The sequence below is a fragment of the Desulfurellaceae bacterium genome (genome assembly GCA_021296095.1).
Classification (GTDB): Bacteria; Desulfobacterota; Binatia; order Bin18; family Bin18; genus JAAXHF01.
Map to the genome: position 1 here is coordinate 5,265 of JAGWBB010000134.1, position 18,459 is coordinate 23,723.

Annotated in this window: 17 protein-coding genes; 15 read left to right on the forward strand and 2 right to left on the reverse strand. The window is 62.0% G+C overall.

Annotation, left to right across the window (positions count from 1 at the left end):
- From J4F42_21050 to J4F42_21090, 9 genes are all read left to right on the forward strand, one after another.
- On the forward strand, nucleotides 1-480 hold a 480-nt coding region (locus tag J4F42_21050), incomplete at its 5' end, for a thioredoxin domain-containing protein (protein ID MCE2488010.1).
- A gap of 37 nt (nucleotides 481-517) precedes the next feature.
- A complete protein-coding gene (locus tag J4F42_21055; protein MCE2488011.1) occupies nucleotides 518-1,144 on the forward strand; it encodes a DUF1499 domain-containing protein in 627 nt (208 codons plus the stop codon).
- On the forward strand, nucleotides 1,144-2,025 hold the full coding sequence (locus tag J4F42_21060; protein ID MCE2488012.1) for an alpha/beta hydrolase: 882 nt from the start codon (nucleotides 1,144-1,146) through the stop codon (nucleotides 2,023-2,025). Before J4F42_21055 ends, J4F42_21060 begins: the two co-directional genes overlap by 1 nt.
- Before the next feature lie 11 nt (nucleotides 2,026-2,036).
- The gene (locus tag J4F42_21065; GenBank protein ID MCE2488013.1) at nucleotides 2,037-2,831 is read left to right on the forward strand and encodes an alpha/beta hydrolase; all 795 of its coding nucleotides are present in this window, start codon (nucleotides 2,037-2,039) and stop codon (nucleotides 2,829-2,831) included.
- Between the two features lie 14 nt (nucleotides 2,832-2,845).
- Nucleotides 2,846-3,991 carry an LLM class flavin-dependent oxidoreductase gene (locus J4F42_21070; GenBank protein ID MCE2488014.1) on the forward strand — a complete coding sequence of 382 codons (1,146 nt, stop codon included), beginning with the start codon at nucleotides 2,846-2,848 and terminating at the stop codon, nucleotides 3,989-3,991.
- Between the two features lie 10 nt (nucleotides 3,992-4,001).
- Entirely contained in the window at nucleotides 4,002-4,382 is a 381-nt protein-coding gene (locus J4F42_21075) for an NAD(P)-dependent oxidoreductase (GenBank protein MCE2488015.1), read from the forward strand.
- Nucleotides 4,328-4,879 carry an NAD(P)-dependent oxidoreductase gene (locus tag J4F42_21080; protein ID MCE2488016.1) on the forward strand — a complete coding sequence of 184 codons (552 nt, stop codon included), beginning with the start codon at nucleotides 4,328-4,330 and terminating at the stop codon, nucleotides 4,877-4,879. Before J4F42_21075 ends, J4F42_21080 begins: the two co-directional genes overlap by 55 nt.
- A gap of 336 nt (nucleotides 4,880-5,215) precedes the next feature.
- Entirely contained in the window at nucleotides 5,216-6,961 is a 1,746-nt protein-coding gene (locus tag J4F42_21085) for an amidohydrolase family protein (GenBank protein MCE2488017.1), read from the forward strand.
- A gap of 111 nt (nucleotides 6,962-7,072) precedes the next feature.
- Nucleotides 7,073-8,821 carry a hydantoinase B/oxoprolinase family protein gene (locus J4F42_21090; protein ID MCE2488018.1) on the forward strand — a complete coding sequence of 583 codons (1,749 nt, stop codon included), beginning with the start codon at nucleotides 7,073-7,075 and terminating at the stop codon, nucleotides 8,819-8,821.
- Between the two features lie 136 nt (nucleotides 8,822-8,957).
- Here the strand turns inward: J4F42_21090 and J4F42_21095 are convergent, their stop codons facing one another.
- The gene (locus tag J4F42_21095; GenBank protein ID MCE2488019.1) at nucleotides 8,958-9,416 is read right to left on the reverse strand and encodes an ATP-binding protein; all 459 of its coding nucleotides are present in this window, start codon (nucleotides 9,414-9,416) and stop codon (nucleotides 8,958-8,960) included.
- Nucleotides 9,417-11,945: 2,529 nt separating this feature from the next.
- Here J4F42_21095 and J4F42_21100 point away from each other — a divergent pair.
- From J4F42_21100 to J4F42_21115, 4 genes are all read left to right on the forward strand, one after another.
- Entirely contained in the window at nucleotides 11,946-12,428 is a 483-nt protein-coding gene (locus tag J4F42_21100; protein ID MCE2488020.1) for a hypothetical protein, read from the forward strand.
- A 282-nt stretch (nucleotides 12,429-12,710) separates the two neighbouring features.
- Entirely contained in the window at nucleotides 12,711-13,928 is a 1,218-nt protein-coding gene (locus J4F42_21105) for a DUF1329 domain-containing protein (protein ID MCE2488021.1), read from the forward strand.
- A 300-nt stretch (nucleotides 13,929-14,228) separates the two neighbouring features.
- The gene (locus tag J4F42_21110) at nucleotides 14,229-15,263 is read left to right on the forward strand and encodes a hypothetical protein (protein ID MCE2488022.1); all 1,035 of its coding nucleotides are present in this window, start codon (nucleotides 14,229-14,231) and stop codon (nucleotides 15,261-15,263) included.
- Nucleotides 15,264-15,460: 197 nt separating this feature from the next.
- A complete protein-coding gene (locus tag J4F42_21115; GenBank protein MCE2488023.1) occupies nucleotides 15,461-16,006 on the forward strand; it encodes an O-acetyl-ADP-ribose deacetylase in 546 nt (181 codons plus the stop codon).
- Here J4F42_21115 and J4F42_21120 read toward each other — a convergent pair.
- The gene (locus tag J4F42_21120; GenBank protein MCE2488024.1) at nucleotides 16,003-16,455 is read right to left on the reverse strand and encodes a VOC family protein; all 453 of its coding nucleotides are present in this window, start codon (nucleotides 16,453-16,455) and stop codon (nucleotides 16,003-16,005) included. The two genes, J4F42_21115 and J4F42_21120, sit on opposite strands and share 4 nt — an antisense overlap.
- Before the next feature lie 164 nt (nucleotides 16,456-16,619).
- Here J4F42_21120 and J4F42_21125 point away from each other — a divergent pair, with 164 nt between their 5' ends.
- Complete coding sequence (locus tag J4F42_21125; protein MCE2488025.1) at nucleotides 16,620-17,459, forward strand: alpha/beta fold hydrolase; 840 nt, start codon at nucleotides 16,620-16,622, stop codon at nucleotides 17,457-17,459.
- Nucleotides 17,459-18,459, forward strand: a 1,001-nt coding sequence (locus J4F42_21130) for a ribonuclease D (protein ID MCE2488026.1), incomplete at its 3' end; no start/stop codon positions are given. The genes J4F42_21125 and J4F42_21130, both read left to right, overlap by 1 nt.

Genomic DNA, 18,459 nt, shown 5'->3' on the forward strand with positions numbered 1-18,459 from the left:
CACGAGCGCCTGATCAGCCGCTCCAAGTCGGCCTTCGACGGCTCCATCCCGTCCGGCAACTCGCTGGCCACGCTGGCCCTGCTGCGTCTCTTCTCTCTGACCGAAGGCCAAGACTACCTCGACAAGGCTGAGCAGACCCTGGGCCTGTTTTACGACGACATGGAGCGCAGTCCGTTCGGGTTCAGCCAGCTGCTCGGCGCGCTGGATTTCTATCTCCAGCGTCCCAAACAGATTGTGCTGGTCGGAGACGCCAGCGCGCCGGAGACGCGCCAGCTCCTGGCTCGCATCAACGGGCTGTATCTGCCCAATAAGACGGTCGTGTGTCTGGACCCGCAAAGCCTGGCCGACGGAAAAGGACCGGCAGCCCTGGCCGGCAAGGTGCAGGTCGACGGCCAGCTGACCGCGTATGTGTGTCACAATTTTACCTGTTCGCCGCCGGCAACCGACTGGGGGACCTTGAAGGCGCTACTGCTGGACTGAGCGTCCATTTCCGTCTCGGAGCCAACGGAGAGAGCCTATGGAATTTATCAAAGGCGCACTGCAGGTTGTCTTTTTCGTTGTCTTTATTGGGGCCGGGCTGGCTGCGGCGACGATCATCAGCAACGGTCTGCCGATGACCGACCCGCCGGGTCTGCTGACCCGGGCACTGACCTATCTGAACACCAACGTCGCCCAGACCACCCAAGACTCGGCCTTTCCCGAGCTGCGCATGATCCGCTATCAGGCACCGCCGGCGCTGTTGAGCGATGTGGCCCGGCGGGCCGCCGAAGCCCTGGGCTGGGAGGTGACGGAGACCAATCCCCAGACGCATGCGGTCAGAGCCGTCGTCACCACCAAGCTGTTCGGTTTTCAGGACGATGTCTTTATTCGTGTCTATGCCGCCCGGCCCAGTGGCAGCGCCCTGTACATCCACTCCTCGTCCCGGGTCGGCAAGGGCGACCTGGGCACCAACACGCGCCATGTGATGAACCTCACCGAAGCGGTCTACCAGCTCGCCCCGCCGTCAAGTCGCATCCGCGATGAAGAAGAGTGGAGTCTCAACGAGGAGCCCGGTCTGGACGCAACGCCCGAAGCCGGGCCGCAGGCCGAAGAGGGGCAGGGGGCGGAGCAGAACGGCCAATCGACCGAAGAAGGGGAGAGCTGATGGAAAAACCCGTACAGTTCTACAGCGAAAACATCCCGATGGCCGGCGTGCTGTTCGTACCGGACGATCTGAGCGCCGGCCAGACCCGGCCCGGGATTGTCATGTGCCACGGTTTCACCGCAGTCAAAGAGGTCATGCTGCCCGAGATTGCCCGGCGCCTGGTTGGCCTGGGCTATGTGGTGCTGACCTTTGACTACCGCTTCCTGGGCGCCAGCGGTGGCGAACCCCGGCGCCAGATCATTCCGCTGCGTCAGATAGAAGATATCCGTAATGCGGTGACCTTTCTGCAGCAGCAGCCCGAGGTCGATCCCGAGCGGCTGGGCTTGTTTGGGGTCAGTCTGGGCGGAGCCAATGTGAGCTACGCGGCCGGCGTTGAAGAACGGGTCAAAGCGACGATCAGTGTGTGCGGCATTGGCGACTGCGGGCGCTGGATTCGAGACGCCTGCCACTTCTGGGAGTGGCGGGCCTTGCTGCAACGCCTGGAGGCTGACCGGGCGCGGCGTGTTCTCAGCGGGGAGCTGGAATACGTGCAGGCCAACGAGATTGTGCCCGAACCGGGCAGCACGACCGCGCTGTTCGGTCAGATCCTGGACCAGTACCCGCAGTGGAGCCGGGAAATCAGCCTGTCCTCGGGCTTGCCGATGATCGCCTACAAGCCGGAGTCGGTGGTGGCCGATATTGCCCCCCGGGCGATGCTGTGGCTGCACGGCGATGCCGATGAGCGGGTGTCAATGGAAGAGTCCCAGTCCATGTACGCCAAGGCCGGCGAGCCCAAAAAGATCGTCATCCTGCCCGGCCTCGGTCACAGCGATATTCTGACCGGTCCGGGCCTGGAACAGAGCCTGCCGCACATCAGGGCCTGGTACGCCCAGCACTTATAAGAGGAGGAAGCATGGCGGAACACGGCGAAGAATTTGTTGAGCTGATCGGCGCCCGGGTCCAGGTGCTGCGGGGCGGGCAGGGCAGGCCGCTGCTGCTGCTGCACGGCGCCGGCGGCAACCCCGGCTGGCTCCAGTACCACGACATGCTGGCTCAGCACTACGAGCTATACGTGCCGACCCATCCGGGTTTTGGCGGCTCGATCCGTCCTCCGTGGCTCGACTCGATGCCCGATCTGGTCGATTTTTACGCCGATTTTCTCGATCACTACGGCTGGCAACAGGTGCCCGTGGTCGGCTTCTCAATGGGCGGCTGGCTGGCCGCCGAACTGGCCGCCAGCTGCCCCGAGCGAGTGTCGCGGCTGAGCCTGGTCAATGCGGTCGGGCTCCAGGTCGAGGGCGCCGAAGTCGCCGATATTTTCCTGCTGACCCCCCAGGAGCTGGCCGCGCTGGCTTTCTACGATCTGGGCCAGGTGGCCGAGCGGGAGCGCCTCTTTCCCGCCAAGCCCAGCCCGGAACAGATGATCCTGCGCGACAACAGCCAGCTGATGGCCCAGCTGGTGGGCTGGAAGCCGTATATGCACAACCCCAAGCTGATTCACCGGCTGCGCCGGATCAAGGCGCCGACCCTGGTGGTGTGGGGCAAGCACGACGGCCTTGTCCCGCTCGCCCATGGCGAGGCGTATCAGCGGGCCATTGCAGGCTCGGAGCTGAAAGTGATTGAGCGCTGCGGCCATTCGCCGCAGTTTGAGCGGCCGGCCGAGTTTGTGGCTGTGCTAGAAGCATTTCTGGCCCGTGGCTCACAGTGAAGGAGGGGAACTCCATGGTCGACTATTACTACTTCAGTGAAATGCCGTATCCGGACACGCCCGAGCTGGATCAATACCCGTCCATTCGGCTGACCTATCCCAACAAGTATTTCGACCGTCAAAAGGGTTCGGATCTGCTCCGGCGCTATATTGACGAGTACGCCTATGCCGAGACCGTCGGCTTTGACGGGCTGATGGTCAACGAGCACCATAACACGCCGACCTGTATGCACTACGCGGCCAATATCAGCGCCGCGGCCCTGATCCAGCGCACCCAGGCGTGCAAGATCCTGCTGCTCGGCAACGTGATCGCCCTGTGGGACAATCCGGTCCGCCTGGCCGAAGAGGTCGCCATGCTCGACCTGATGTCCGGCGGGCGGGTGATCTCGGGTTTTGTGCGCGGCATCGGCATTGAACAGTTTTCGATGAACATTGACCCCGGCCTGAACCGCGAACGCTACCAGGAGTCGCACGATCTGATTCTGAAAATCTGGACCCAGCCCGGCCCCTTCCGCTGGGAGGGCAAACACTTTCAGTTTCGGTATGTGAACCCGTGGTGCTTTCCGCTCCAGGAACCGCACCCGCCGATCTGGGTGCCCGGTATCGGCAGCACAGCGTCGATCAAATGGGCCGCCCAGCACGGCTATCCGTATGTCTCCTTCCTGGCGCCCATGGACATGGCCGAGCAGTGGTTCGACCTGTACCGGGAAACGGCCGAGCACAGCGGCTATACCGCCACCCCGGACAACCTCGGCTATATGACCGGCCTGTTTGTGGCCGATACCGAGGCCGAGGCGCGCAAGTCCTACGAACACTATCTGTGGCGGACGCAGACCTCGCTCAAGGGCCCGATGCACTACTATATGCCGGTTGGCATGACCTCACGCGGCACGACCTCGATTCTGTCCGAGGGCTCGGGCGCCAAGAAACACAAGCCCGTTTTTAAGATGACGATTGACGATCTCCAGGAGGCCGGCGGTTTTGTGGTCGGCACGCCCAAGCAGGTGACCCAACGGCTCAAGGAGATCATCCAGCGTCTGGGTATCGGCCATATGCTCTTCGAGGCTCAGTACGGCGGTCTGCCCCACGATCTGACCATGCGCAGTATCGAGCTGATGGGCAAGGAAGTCCTGCCCGCGCTGCGCCAGGAACTCGCCTGAGGGAACGTGTATGAAAGTCGGATTCATCGGTTTAGGAAACATGGGCAACCCGATGGCGGCCAATGTGCGCCGGGCCGGCCACGCTCTACACGTGTACGATGTGCGCCGTGAGGCCGCCGGCCCGCTCGAAGACCTCGGCGCGGTGTGGGCCGACAGTCCCCGGGCGGTGGCCGCCGCGTCCGAGGTCGTCTTGTCCTCGCTGCCCGGCCCGCCCGAGGTCGAGGCGGTCGTCCTGGCCGACGACGGCGTGTTTGCCGGACTCGCCGAGGGAGCAGCCTATATCGACATGAGCACCAACTCGCCGGCGGTCATCAGAGGAATGCGCGCGGCTTTCAGGTGCTCGACGCTCCGGTCACCGGCGGCGTGCCGCGCGCCCGGGACGCCAGCCTGACCGTGTTTGTCGGCGCCACACAGGCCGAGTTCGAGCGCTTTCAGCCGCTGCTGAGCGCGATTGGCAGCAATGTGTTTCACATGGGTGCGGTCGGCTGCGGCAACGTGACCAAGCTGGTCAACAACATGATGGCCTTTGTGAACTTCATGGGCGCGGCCGAAGGGTTGGCGATCGGCGCCAAGGCCGGGGTTGATCCCCAGCTGCTGGTTGACGCCATCAAGACCGGCTCGGGCAACAGCACGATCAACGAATTTGCCATGCCGGCCTTTCTGCGAGGCGAGACCGGGCTGGGCTTCGCCACCGCCTTGGCCACCAAGGACGTGCATCTGGCGGTCGAGCTGGCCAAGGAGTGCGGGGTGCCGGCCGAGGTCGGCCCGCTCGTCGAACAGGCGCTGACCCGCTTCCGTGACGCCGGGCATGGCCAGGACGACATCATGGCTATCGTCCACGATATCGTGCAGCGCTCAGGGGTAGATGTGAGCAGTAAGAAGTCCTAGGCGTCCTGTGCTGACTGCTCTTGCGGTCTTTAATTCCCTCTCCCCTGGAGGGAGAGGGCCAGGGTGAGGGGGAGCACCGCAGAGCCCGTCCAGTTACCCTTCAGTATCCCGCTGACACTCTATCAGCCCGATGATGAAGCAGCAGGCTGAGACGCCCGGTCTCAACGAATCGGACCTCGGTCGTAGCTCGTTCCGGGCACCGAAAAGTCGGTTGTTCTCTTTACTCGCCTTTCGGTTTGCCTCTATACTTGGGCCGAGCCGAGTCTGCCGGGCCCGGCTCGGTCACCGGATGGACAGGGGAACTCAGGGAATCACCACCACAAAAGGAGGGCTGTTATGGCCGACTATGATGTATTGATTAAAAACGGCACGATCGTCGATGGCTTGCGCATGCCGGCCTACCGGGGGGATATCGGTATCCGGGGGGGCAAGATTGCCGCCATGGGTAATGTCGGCGGTGATGCCAGCCGCGTCATTGACGCCACCGGCCTGATCGTCGCGCCCGGTTTCATGGACATTCACACCCATTACGACGCCGCGCTGAGCGGCTGGGACCCATATGCCACGCTGTCGGGCTGGCACGGGGTGACGACTGTCGCCATCGGCAACTGCGGCTTTGGCTTTGCCCCGGTCCGGCCCGAGGACCGCGAACGGGCGATGCTGCGCATGGAGCGGACCGAGACGATTCCGCTGTCGATCATGCAGACCGGGATGCGCTGGGATTGGGTGACCTTCCCGGAATTTCTGGACAGCCTGGATAATCACGGCCTGGGCGTGAATGCGGCCTCGCTGGTGCCGTACTCCCCGCTACGCGCCTGGGTGATGGGCAACGAAGCCGCCCGTGACCCCAACTATCAGGCCAAACCCGAAGAAGTCGCCCAGATGAAGAACCTGCTGCGCGAGGCCCTGGAGGCTGGCGGTTTTGGCTTCTCGGCCACCTTCAGCATGGCCAACCGTGACTACGACGGCGGCTATCTGCCGACCCAGGTCGCGCCGCGTGAAGAATATCTGGAAATGGCGGCGGTGCTGCGCGACTATAACCGTGGCTCAATCGAGTGGACCATGGGCCGAGCGCTGCAGGGCCTCAAGCTCGATTTCCTGATTGAGCTGGCCAAGACCAGCGGTCGGCCGCTCAACTGGAACGCCATCGTGTATGACCCGACCAACCCGACCAACTGGCGTCGCCAGCTCGACTGGACCGAAAAAGCCTATCGCGAGGCGGTCGTCCTGCCGGTCGATATCTGTCTGCCGGTCGAGTTTGAGTTCACCCTGGAAACGATGGGCCTGTTTGACCAGCTGCCGGCCTGGAACGAGGCCACGGTCGGTTCGCTTGAAGAGCGCAAGGCCAAGCTGTCGGACCCGGCCCGGCGTCCGGCCCTGAAAAAAGACATGGAGGGCGGGGTGATGGGCCGGCCACGCCGCCGCGACCGCGATGACGGCGAAGCCGCCCAGGTGTCGATGTTTCAGTGGGACCAGACCTTTGTGGACGATGTCCACCTGGACAAGAATACCCATCTCCAGGGCCGCAGTATCTCCGATATTGCCACCGAACAGGGCAAGCATCCGGTCGATGCCATGCTCGACCTGGCCATCGAGGAAGACTTCAAGACCGAGTTCTCGATGCCCAGCCTGCTCAACGATAACGACGAGGCCGTCGGCCAGATCATCAAGCACCCCCTGTGCCTGATCGGCGCCTCGGACGGTGGGGCGCATACCAAGTTCCTGACCTCGGGCCGCTACCCGACCCACTTTCTGGCCCACTGGGTGCGCGACAAGGGACTGATGACCCTGGAGGAGGCTCACTGGCGGCTGTCAACCATGCTGGGCTGGGCGATCGGGATCCGGGATCGGGGCTGGCTGCGCGAGGGCATGCCGGCCGACATCGTGGTCTACGACCTGGAAAAACTGGCCGTGCAGCCCATGGAGACGGTCACCGACCTGCCCAACAATGACTGGCGGCGGGTCCAGAAGGCGACCGGCTACCATTACACCCTGGTGAATGGCAGCGTGACGTTTGAGGGCCAGACCTGCACCGGAGCGCTGCCGGGCAAGATGCTGCGCAGCTACGAGCAGGGAGCCTAGCTAAAGAGGGTGGGGGTGCCCCACCCTCGATAACCGCACGACAAAGGGAGGAAAAGAGGAGACGTGTCGTCCCTGCGTATGAAAAGCTTGACACGTTTCCCCTTTACAGGCATGGCACGCAGCTTTGATCCCATTCTGGTTGAGGTGATGAAACACGAGCTGGCCGCAGTCACCGAAGAGATGGCCATTGCGGTCAGCAAAACCGGCCGCTCGGCCATGGTCAAAATCGGTGATTTTGCCGCCGCCATCTGCGACGGTCAGGGCCGTCTGATCGGTCCCGGTTATGCCGCGCCGTTTCAGCTCGCCATTTTCATGGAGGTCATGGACTGCGTGCGCGCCAAATGGCACGGCCGCCTCAAACCCGGCGATATCCTGCTCGTCAACGACCCCTACGCCGGCATGGGCCACATGCCCGATGTGGCAATCGTCGCCCCGATCTTCTGGCAGGGGGATATCCTGGCCTACACCATCGCCTACTCCCACCACACCGACATCGGCGGCCGCTTTGCCGGCGGCTTCAGCAGCCAGTGTACCGAAACCTTTGAAGAGGGCTTGCGGCTGCCCATTGTCAAGCTGTACGCCGAGGGCCGGCGCAACGAGGGCTTGCTGGACACCATCCTGGCCAACGTCCGCACCCCGGACGAGTGGCTGGGCGATGCCGAGGCCAAGATTGCCGGCTGCTGGCGCGGTGAGCAAGAGATTGTGCGCATGCTGGAAAAGTACGGCGTGGAGACCTTCAGCGCCAGCTGCGACTATCTGATGGACTATGCCGAGCGCGAGACCCGGGCCGCCATCCGGGCCATCCCTGACGGCGTGTATGCGCACCACGACTTTTTTGAGGACGACGGCTTTGGCACCGAAGGGGTGGAACTCAAGCTGAACGTCGCTTTGCGGGTCAGCGGTGACAGGCTGACGGCCGATTTCAGCGGCACCGCGCTGCAGGCCCGGGGCGCCATCAACCTGCCGCTCAGCATGACCAAGGCCATGGTCTATGCCGCCATCAAGGTCATCGTCCAGCCCGACGTGCTGCTCAACGTCGGCTTTACGCGGCCGATTGACATCCTGGTGCCCGACGGCTGTCTGGTCAACCCCAGCTATCCGGCTGCGGTCGGCGGCCGCGCGCCGTTGTCATTCAGCCTGTTTGACCTTGTTTTTCGGGCGCTGGCCAAAGCCTTGCCCGACCGGGTGCCCATCGCCGGCGAGGGCGGCGACATCCTGCACTTTGCCGGAACCAAGGCCGACGGCACGCCGTTTGCCATGCTGGACGGATTCTTCGGCGGCTGGGGCGGCCGCCCGATGAAGGACGGTATCGACGGGGTGACGCCCATGACCTTTGGCTCGTACGGCACCACGCCGGCCGAACTGCTCGAACGCGAGTACCCGCTGGTGGTCGAGGGCTTTGGCTATCGGGCCGATACGGGTGGGGCCGGCAAATACCGCGGCTCGCTGTCGGTCTTCCGGCAGTGGCGTTTTCTCCAGCCGGGCAAGATCATGATCCGTACCAACCGGCTGAGTCGGCCTTCCGAGGGACTGAACGGCGGCCGACCCGGGGGCTTGTCGCAAAACACCTGGAATGCTCACGCCGAAAACGCCCAGCTGCCGCGCCAGACCCATCTGCATATGGAGGTCAAGGCTGGCGACCGACTCCACCACCTGGTCAGCGGCTCGGGCGGCCACGGCGACCCCTGGACCCGTGAGCCGGAGCGGGTCTTTGCCGATGTCGTGGATGAGAAGGTCAGCATTGCCGGTGCCCGCCAGCAGTACGGCGTGGTCATTGATGCCGACCCGCTGCGCATCAACTGGGACGAGACCGCCGCCCTGCGACAGGCCGGTCGCCAACCGGTCGCCGCCGCCGATTAAATCGACCGGCTATTGTGTTGAAGGGCACTGCATAAACGCGTCACTGCCCAGCCGCGTAGATCGTCAGCAGGAGTTCCGCGAACTCCAAAACGTGCTTTCGCCCAGCCGGATTTTGTCGAGCAATTCTTTCTGGCTATCAAACATGAACCGGCTCCGGTCCGAGCCGCCGATAGCGGCGTTCAAACGCCTCGCGTCCGCCTTCCATCACCCGGCAGACTTCTTCCCGTATGGCTTCCTCCTGCAGAGAGCCTGACCGCACTACAGTGCATTGCCCACCCCGAAAGTCGAGAACGTGTAACATCTCTGCATCGCCGTTCACCACCACGTTCGGGTTATGGGTTACAACGATAATCTGCCGTCGGAGTTTGTTTTCCCGAATTTGCCTTACGACAAGGTCGTAGATCAGGTGATTGTCCAGGTCGTCTTCCGGCTGGTCCAGCACCAGCGGCTCGTCGCCATGCGCGAGCAAGAAGGCCAGCATTGCTGCTGCTCGCTGCCCGGCGGATGCCTGGGCAATAGGTTGAAAATCCGTGCCGTCGCCTGTCTTCCGGGAACCATGCCAGCACTTTATCGAGCAACTCAGGCGTCCGATCAAATTGGCGCTTGAGATAGTTGTTAAAATGTCCGCCGAAGCTGCCTGTACCACAGCAGGTGGCTTCAATGCGATCCTTGAGGCTCTTCAGCCGGGCTTCGAGCACGACACGTCGTTCCGCCGAGTCCTCCGGCAAGTCCGCGAGCAGTTGCGCTACGCTCCCCCTGCTTGGCTGATCGTCCTCCATGGCCAGGATATCGTCCTGGAACCGGTCGTCGAGAACGTTCAACACCTCCCGTAAGGAACGTTCAAGGACTCGGAGGTCGTCACCGTAGGTCCGGCTCTGAATGCGGACAAAGTTGTTGTCAGCCAGCGCCTCGGTGAGAAAATGGTCGCGAGCGTCACTGACAGCGCGACGAGCCTCCAAGACTCTGCGGAGTCCCGTTTGTGACTCCCCTACCAGTCTGTCGCGTTCTTCCCGCAGCGAATCCAGACGTGCCAATTCAGTGTCGATCCGCTGCCGATCCTGCACTAAGCGGCTGTATTCGCTCGGATCGGTGACGCCCTCTTCGCGCAGCATTTCGATCAACCTATCGTAGTTGGTATCCGCCCGGCCCACGGCTTGTTGCCACGCGCTGCTTGTCACTGCTTCGCGCTGGGTCTTGACCACGCCGCGCAGACCTTGCGCGGTGGCGTGCACATCGTCAGCCGCCATGCGCACGGCGGCGGCCAGTGTGTCTATGATCGCAGTGACCTCGCGATCTTCGGCTGAGTCCGTGACGAACAGCTCGTCGGGCAGGTCTTCGGATTGCAACTCTGCGGCTACCGCCTCAAGACGCCCAGCAGCCTCCGCGGCGACATCGAACTGCCGCTCCGTTTCTCTACGCTGACGGCCTCGGCGTCGGTAGCTTGTCAGGACTGCGGTATGCCCCGCTTCCTCGAAGCGCTTCAGTTTTCGCTCTACGTCCTCGTGCTCGACGATGAGGGCGTCCCGGTCGGCCAACCTGCCTTCAAGTTCCCGAATACGTGCTCGCAAGGCATAAAATGCGTCTTTGGCACCGTTCAGGTCTTTTTGGAGTGCGGCTACGCCAGCCGCCTCGTCAATCACCTGCAACAACGCCTGCTGGTTCTCGCCGGCCAGTTCGGCTATCTGCCCCTGGCTGAACATGCGAATCGGAAATCGTGCCGGCGTCACGGTCTGAGCCGATGAGGGCTGCCAGTTGCCCCCGGCTTCTTCCTCCACGCTCGTGTCATCACCCTTCCGTCGTACCCGATACCGGACGCCGTCACGCATCACGGTCCAGCCGAGCTTGGTCGAGCCTGTCAAACCGCCCTCGTCCATGCGCTTCGAGGGCACCCGATTGAATCGTTCAAAGGTCAAGCGGGGTCCGCTGCGCTCTTCTAACAGTTGCAATTCATGTTCACGCCTTGCCGCAAGCCTCAAGGCATGGATGACTGTCGACTTGCCCGTACCACGTCCACCGACCAGGGCGTTGAGCCACGGGCTGAACTCGAGCCTGACCGGTCCACCGTGTCCCATGTACCGCGCGTCCTCAACCTCGATGGCTTCGATGTAATACTTTGGCAGCGCGAAGGGGTCGAAGGGGGCTGGTTCGTCGCTGCGCCGGATTGAAAAGCCTCCGCCGTCCAACAATGCCAGCCGCAGTCCTTCAAGCGATGGGCTCGCCATCTTGACCCAGGTGTAGTGTGAGCCGGGGGAATGACATCCAGTCTGGCTGGCGGAGTGATGGGAGTCTGAGCCGAGAACCTTCGTCCAACTGAGCTTGCGACGACGGTACAGCTCAGGTTCCCCGGCGTGTGGATCGCAGACTTCCATTGCGAACAGGCCGGCGAAGTCGAGCAAGGGCGCTAGTGTGTTGCCTGCCAGTTTCCAGGCGCCCGACGGGCCATCCGCATGGGCGAGAATGGGGAGAGCGCCGGCTCTGCTGATCGCTTCCACGACCCTGATGGGCGCGGCGTCCACCGCGCTGTCACTCGCGCCCCGGCTCCCGCGATACCCGACAGCCCCGAGCAGCCTTGTGACGTCGTCCGAGCTGGTGTCGGTGTCGAGTACGGCAAGGATGTGGATACCGCCATTGGCGGTGACTTCCACACCCGGGAACAGGTATAAGGACCGAAAGTCGGGATGTCGCTCGTGTTCCAATTCGTTGAGCGCCTGTTTGAGCGGATCGATCCACTCGCCCGAGTTGTGATCCGTCACCGCTACACAATCCACGCCAGCACGCATGAAGCCGAGCAGCCAGTCCTTCGGTGTGATTTGCCTCACGGAGGCTTGATCGCCTCCTTTGCCATAGTCCCGGGAGGCTGGCGTATGGGTATGAAAGTCGAACTTCCACCAGCGCGCGCCCGGATATCGCCACTGTCGGCCTTGATCGGATGTCATGCTTGTGCCTCGACTCGCTCGGTTTGCTTTGGGAGGCGTTATGTACGCTTCCTCACCAGAACGTGGTCTTCAGATTGATTTGGTGTATCATTGCTCCAAGCCCGGTCAACCCAGGTATTCCGTTGCCACTCGGGATGCTGATATATGGAGCGGTTGAGTGCTGTATCCGGAGAGAAACGGAAGTCCTCATGCCAAATCAAGACGTGATCCGCGCGGTGGAGCAGCTCGGCGTAGCTTATGAGCTGATTCGCATCGACCCGGCCGATGCCGAGACGGTCGTGTTCTGCCAGAAGTACGGCTACGCCCTCCACGAGTCGGGCAACACGATTATTGTCGCCTCCAAGAAAGAGCCCAAGCGGTTTGCCGCCTGTGTGGTGCTGGCCCATACCCAGCTGGACGTGAACAAACGGGTACGCAAGCTGATGGGGGTGTCAAAAGCCTCATTTGCGACCGCCGAGGAGATGCACGCCGCCACCGGTATGCAGGTCGGTGGGGTGACGCCGTTTTCGCTGCCGGCCGAGTGGCCGCTGTACGTGGACGAGCGGGTCATGGGGCTGGACTGGGTGGTGCTGGGCGGTGGTGGCCGGGATACAAAAATCAAGATCCGCCCGGCGGTGTTTTCCCGCCTGGAGGCCGAAATCGTGCCAGACCTGGCAATCGAGCGTCATTAGGCCGTGGCTTGTTGGCCAAGACCCGGCGCAGTACAGTGGGCTGCCCGAACAATCCCAAACACAGGAGCAAGCATGTCGTCTAGCCGTCTTCGCCTTATCCAAAGAAAAAACGTGTCGTCCCTCCGTAGCTTGACACGTTTCCTCTTTCCTCGTCCCGTGCGTTCCTGTTTCGCCCTGCTGCTTGCACTTGGGCTCCTCATCGCCAGCGTCCCGGCGTTCGCCGAATCCCTGCCAGACGAACACAGAACCTGGCGGCTCGTCTCGGAGCTGTCCGAAGAAGAGTTGGCGTCCATTGATTTTGCGACCGACACCCCCCGGGACGCGACCATTCCGTATCTGCCGGCCGAAGCTTATCCGTTTGAGGCACCCTACACGGCCGAGGAAATGGGTTTCCGCTCCATGGAATTTCCGCATATGCCGCGCTGGAACTGTGTCCAGATTGAAGACGGCGGGGTGCTGACGCCCAGCGGCTATCTGTCCAATCTCAAGGTCATCGTGCTGGTTCACTACCGGGAGCCGGCAGGCCTGCTCGGCCATCTGACCGCCCCGCCCGGCGAACTGTTCTCCCGCTGGCTCACCCAGGATCTGATGCCGCCGGAGAATCACGGCAACCAGCTGCTGTTCATCAGCTACCGGACCGATAAGGAGCAACGCAAAAAGGCCGACCTGTTCGGCTATTCTCCGACCCTGCGCCGCGTCCGGCGTTTCCCCCAACCCCTGCGCGAGGAAAGAATGATCGGCTGGCCGCTGACCTATGACGACTCGGTCGGACGCGACGCCTGGGAGTTCAACTGGCGCTTGCTGGGCACCGATGTCCTGCACGAAACCATACGCTTTCCGGTCACCCGCCAGACCATCACCCTGGCGTCCCCGGGCGGCGTGTTTACCGATGTGGCGGCCAAAGATCTCAAGCTCATGGGCGAGGACTACGCCCACTACAACCCTGACGGCAGTGTCTCGACCTATGTGGTCGAAGCCCGGCCCAAGGCCGACTGGCTGCCCGACTATTACGCCGGCAGGGTCATCTATTGGCTGGACCAGCACCTGTTCTATCCCCTGCGTACCGAGGTCCACAGCCCCGACGGTGAGCTGCTGTTCATTGACGAGCGGGTCGCCACGATCATGAATCCAGACCTGGGCGACCGGGGCTATCACAACCTGATCGCCGTGTGGTGGGACGTTCGAGAGGATTTCTACGGCTACAGCGTCCATGACGCGATGAGCGTCAAAACCTGGTCTCAAAAAGACCTGGACGTGTTCTTCAGTCCCGACTTCATGCGTCGTGGCTGGTTCCCCGAACCGCTCAAGACCCAGGCCGCGATCAGTTCACCCGATGAGTTTTTTCTGCGCCCGTATCTGTACCGGGACAAGTTTCCCGAGGCGCGCAGCTTCCAGCTGCCGGCTAGCCTGGAAGCCCGCATCCGGGCCCAGAATGCGGCCGGGCGAATTGTGTTCGGAGAAGATGGGGAGCTTGCCCAGGCAGCCGTCCCGGTGGATTGATACCCCTGGTGGCTGCCGCCCGTATCTTTGTATCCTGCAATCTCTGGAAGGTGACTGTTTATGAGAACGGGTAGGGATATATGTCACCGAGGCTCCGACCCAAGAAATAATTACAATCCCAAGTAGTGTCCGTTCAAACATTGTCATCTTTAATTTTCGTGTGAATTGCCTGGTGATAATTCGTTCAGCCGTTCTTGAGCGGCTTGCGCCCACTCTTCATAGCCTTAGTTTTTTCGACAAGTCACTGATTCCTAGATTTCGACAAGTCACTGATTCCTAGATCGTTTAGGGGATGATGCTATGTGGGCGGCCTTTTGGAAGGCTCGGAAGCAGAGTCAGTATAAAAATACTTTTGCACAAGCTGTTGAACAAGCGTTAGAGCCAGCGCTAGAGGATGAGTTTATGCAAGCGGCCATCCTTATGCCCGTCTTGGAGGGACAAGCCGTTGCTAACGATTTTGCAGAGGCGCAAAGGACTATGGATCGGCTCCTTGAGCTTGGGCGGACAGTCGCTGACGCCCCTCGCAAACTTATCGTTCTTCTCAGTGTAGCTAGAGCAAGCAACATGTTCGGAAGAAAAGCGGAGGCTCGTAGCCTGGTAGATCAGATGCTCTCAGTCAATACTCCCATTTCTGGTGATTTGCCACCAGAGTCCCTTCTAATTTTAGGCGGTATAGCCCAAGTGCTCGCTGATATGGGCGACAAGCAAAAAGCGGCGGCCCTTCTTGATAATGTGTTAGAAGACTTTGATGTCACGTCTGTGGACAATGAGAATAGGAGGGATGAAGTGCTCGCGCTGCTTTTGACCGTGCGGGCTGGAATGCAGGACTTTCCGAACGCTATCAGCACCCTGGATGAGGCGCTTGTTTTTGCCGAAATGATCGATCCGAGGGAGAGCGCACAGGCCGACACAATAATTCTAATTGCCGAGGCATATGCAAAAATAGGAGCGGTGTCCGAGGCTCGCACAGCATTGTCACGAGCAATCGGGCTAGCTCGTGGACTACCAGATTCAGGCTCCCAAGCAGTTCTTTTTATGAGCATTGCCAAAGTCCAAAACATACTCGGTGATAAAGCAAAAACGAATGCTTCGCTGTCGTATGCGTCTGAACGGGTACTGCGTATCGTCGAAAAACCGGAACGGGCCATAGCGCTTGCTTTGTTAGCGCAGGCATATGTTGAGGCCGGAAGAGCAAAGAAAGCGCACCCAGTAATATACTCAGCGATACGAGTAGCGTCCAAAATACGAGACAAAGAAGAGAAGGCTATTGCCTTAGCCAACGTTACTCGTTCAATGGCTAAGGTAGCCAAAGAGCTTTCTTTTCCACTCATTTGATACATTGTGACTAAGCCTCTAACTACGAATCCCGTTTTCTAAAATGCCCATCGTCTCTAACTCTTGCAACAACACTCTCTTGTCGTCTTTGGAAATGGGAATTTTCCGCGGCGGGCACAGCAAAAGAGCTGTCCGCCGGGAAACGCGGCTTGATCCTGCGACCCGAGGGCGTACAACGGAGGCCAGAGGGGACGGCTATGGGCGAACAGACGTTTTTAAGCGGTCGGGTTCGGGTGCTGGTCGGCGATATTACCCAACAGCGGGTTGATGCGATTGTGAACGCCGCCAATGCCAGCCTGCTGGGCGGAGGTGGGGTGGACGGCGCCATCCATCGGGCCGGTGGTCCCGACATTCTGGCCGCCTGCCAGGAGATTCGACGGGTGTCCTACCCCGACGGCCTGCCGACCGGACAGGCCGTCATTACCTCTGGTGGCCGTCTGGCGGCGCGCTTTGTGATTCATACGGTCGGGCCGGTCAAGAGCGCCGAGGGCGAGCGGGCGGCCGGCCTGCTGGCGGCGTGTTATCGCAACGCGCTGGCCCTGGCCGTCGAACACGGCCTCAGCTCCATCGCCTTTCCCGCCATCTCAACCGGCGTGTACGGCTATCCGCGTGAGGAAGCCGCAGGGGTGGCCTCGCACGCCATTGCCGACTTTCTGGCCGATGACACGTCTCTCAGCGAGGTCCGGCTGGTGTTTTTCGCCGAGCAGGACGCGGCGATTTTTGTCCGTCACCAGGCCTTTTAGGCGTCGAGGTTCAGCGGAGTAAAGGCGTCGGCTTCGCCCCGTCTGAGGCGTTCCAACCCGTCCTCGCCCTCGTCACAGTACAGCTCGAACTGGTTGCCCTCGGGATCCCGAAAATACACACTCTTGGTGATGCCGTGGTCGATGGTGCCGGTGATCTCGGCCCGGCGCTGCTTGAGGGCGTGATAAAAGGCTTTGAGCGTGCCGAAGTCTTCGACCTGCAGGGCGACGTGGTGGAGGCCGACCTGGGCGTCGTGCACCGGTGTCGCCTCAGGCGGGACTTCCAACACCGCCAGATCGTGGTGCTGCTCGCCCAGGCTGAAGAACACCCCCTTGGGACGGGTGAGGCGGGTGACGACCTCGAAGCCCAACACCTGGGTATAGAACTCTTCGAGACAGTCCAGATCGCGCGCTTTTAAGACCACATGGCCGACTTTTTTGGGACGCAGCATGGTTCGTCCTCCTTTTTTCCTCCTTAGCAGCCGGTCCCCGAGTCTGTAAAGAGGAAAGGTGTCGTCCCTCCGCAGGTTGACGCGTTTCCTCTTCACAGCCGTCTTCGGCTTGAGCCGACAAACCGCCCCGTGCTAGTGAAAGAGAAACCACACGGGGGACGCGTATGCCATTCATCGCTGTTCGTGATCTGCACATGTACTATGAAACCCGGGGCAGCGGACCGCGGCTGCTGTTCATCAGCGGTACCGGCGGGGACCTGCGGCGCTCGCCCAACGCCTTTGACGCCCCGTTCAGCCAGCACTGCGAGGTGCTGGCCTACGACCAACGCGGCCTGGGCCAGACCGATAAACCCGATGTGCCGTATACCATGGCCGACTATGCCGACGACGCCAACGCCCTGCTCGACGCGCTGGGCTGGGAGCGCTGCATGGTGATGGGGGTGTCGTTCGGCGGCATGGTGGCCCAGGAGTTTGCCCTCCGCTACGGGCAGCGGGTCGAACGCCTGATCCTGGCCTGTACCAGCAGCGGCGGGCAGGGCGGTGCGTCCTATCCCCTGCACGAACTCGCCGGCCTGGGGCTCGAAGACTGGGCGCAGCGGGTGGTGGAGCTGGTTGACATGCGCCGTGATGCAGCCTGGCAGGCGGCCAATCCGGCCGAATTTCAGGCGCTGGTCGATGAGATGCTGGCCGGTCTGCGTATCGGGGCTGACGAGCCGGGCCACGCCATGGGCGCCCGCCGCCAGATCGAGGCCCGCAAGGATCACGATACCTACGACCGACTGCCGTCGCTGCATATGCCGGTGTTGATCGCCGCCGGTCGCTACGACGGCATTGCCCAGGTCAGCAATCAGCAGGCCATGCTGGGCCAGATCGCCTCGGCCCAACTCGAACTGTTCGAGGGCGGGCACCTGTTCTTTGTGCAAGACCCGCGCGCCTACGAGTGCATGAGCGCTTTTCTGAAGGGCGAGCGGGACGACCTGCGCGGGGAGGTCCGGGCGGCCTGATGGCGGTCGAGCCATCTCAGCAGCAGGGCGTGCTGTTCCCCGAAGAGTTTGCCGAGCAGACCAGGGCACGCCACGCCTTCAGGGAGGACGCTGACCACCGCTCAAGCAGCGATCCGCGTCCCCTTTATCCGACGCCGGCCTATACCTGCGTCTCTGGCCTCAGCCAGCTCACCCGCCTCCTGCCACAGCTCCTCGCCGCGCCAGCCCTGGCCTGCGATACCGAAACAAGCGGCCTGGACTGCCGAAAAGACGCGCTGCGGCTGATCCAGCTGGCAACGCCCGATCAGGTCTACCTGGTTGACGCCTCCACCCTACCGCCCCGAGCCCTGGCGCCGCTGTTCGAGAACGACCGGGTGTGGATTTTCCACAATGCCAAGTTTGACCTGAAGTTCCTGGTCAGCGCCGGACTCCCCTGGCCGCAGCGCCTGTTCGACACCATGCTGGCCAGCCAGCTGCTGACGGCCGGACTGCGCACCGGGCATGGCCTGGAAGACGTGGTGGCCCGCCAACTCGATCTGAGCCTGCCCAAAACGGTCCGCGCCAGCGACTGGACACAGGCCGAGCTGTCCGAAGCCCAGCGCGCCTATGCGGCCCGCGATGTAGCTGTGCTGTGGCCGCTGTACACCGGCTTGCAGGGCGAACTCAAAGCCGCCGGCCTGGAGCGGGCGGCGGCTATCGAGTTCGGCTGCATCAAGGGCTTGGCCTGGCTGGAAATGCAGGGCATGGGCTTTGACGCCGAGCGCTGGCTGGCGCGGACGCTGGACGACGAAACCCGTTTGGCCGACCTGAAACACCGGCTCGACGGCACGCTTGCCGGTCAGGGCAGGGCGGTCAACTGGCTCTCGCACCAGCAGGTCCGGCAGCTGTTCCAGGATTTCGGCATCAGCCTGCCCAACACCCGGGCCGCTAGCCTGAAAAAGGTCGATCATCCGCTGGCGCGTCTGCTGCTCGCCTACAAGGAGACCGCCAAGCGGGTCAATACCTACGGCCGGGCGGTCAT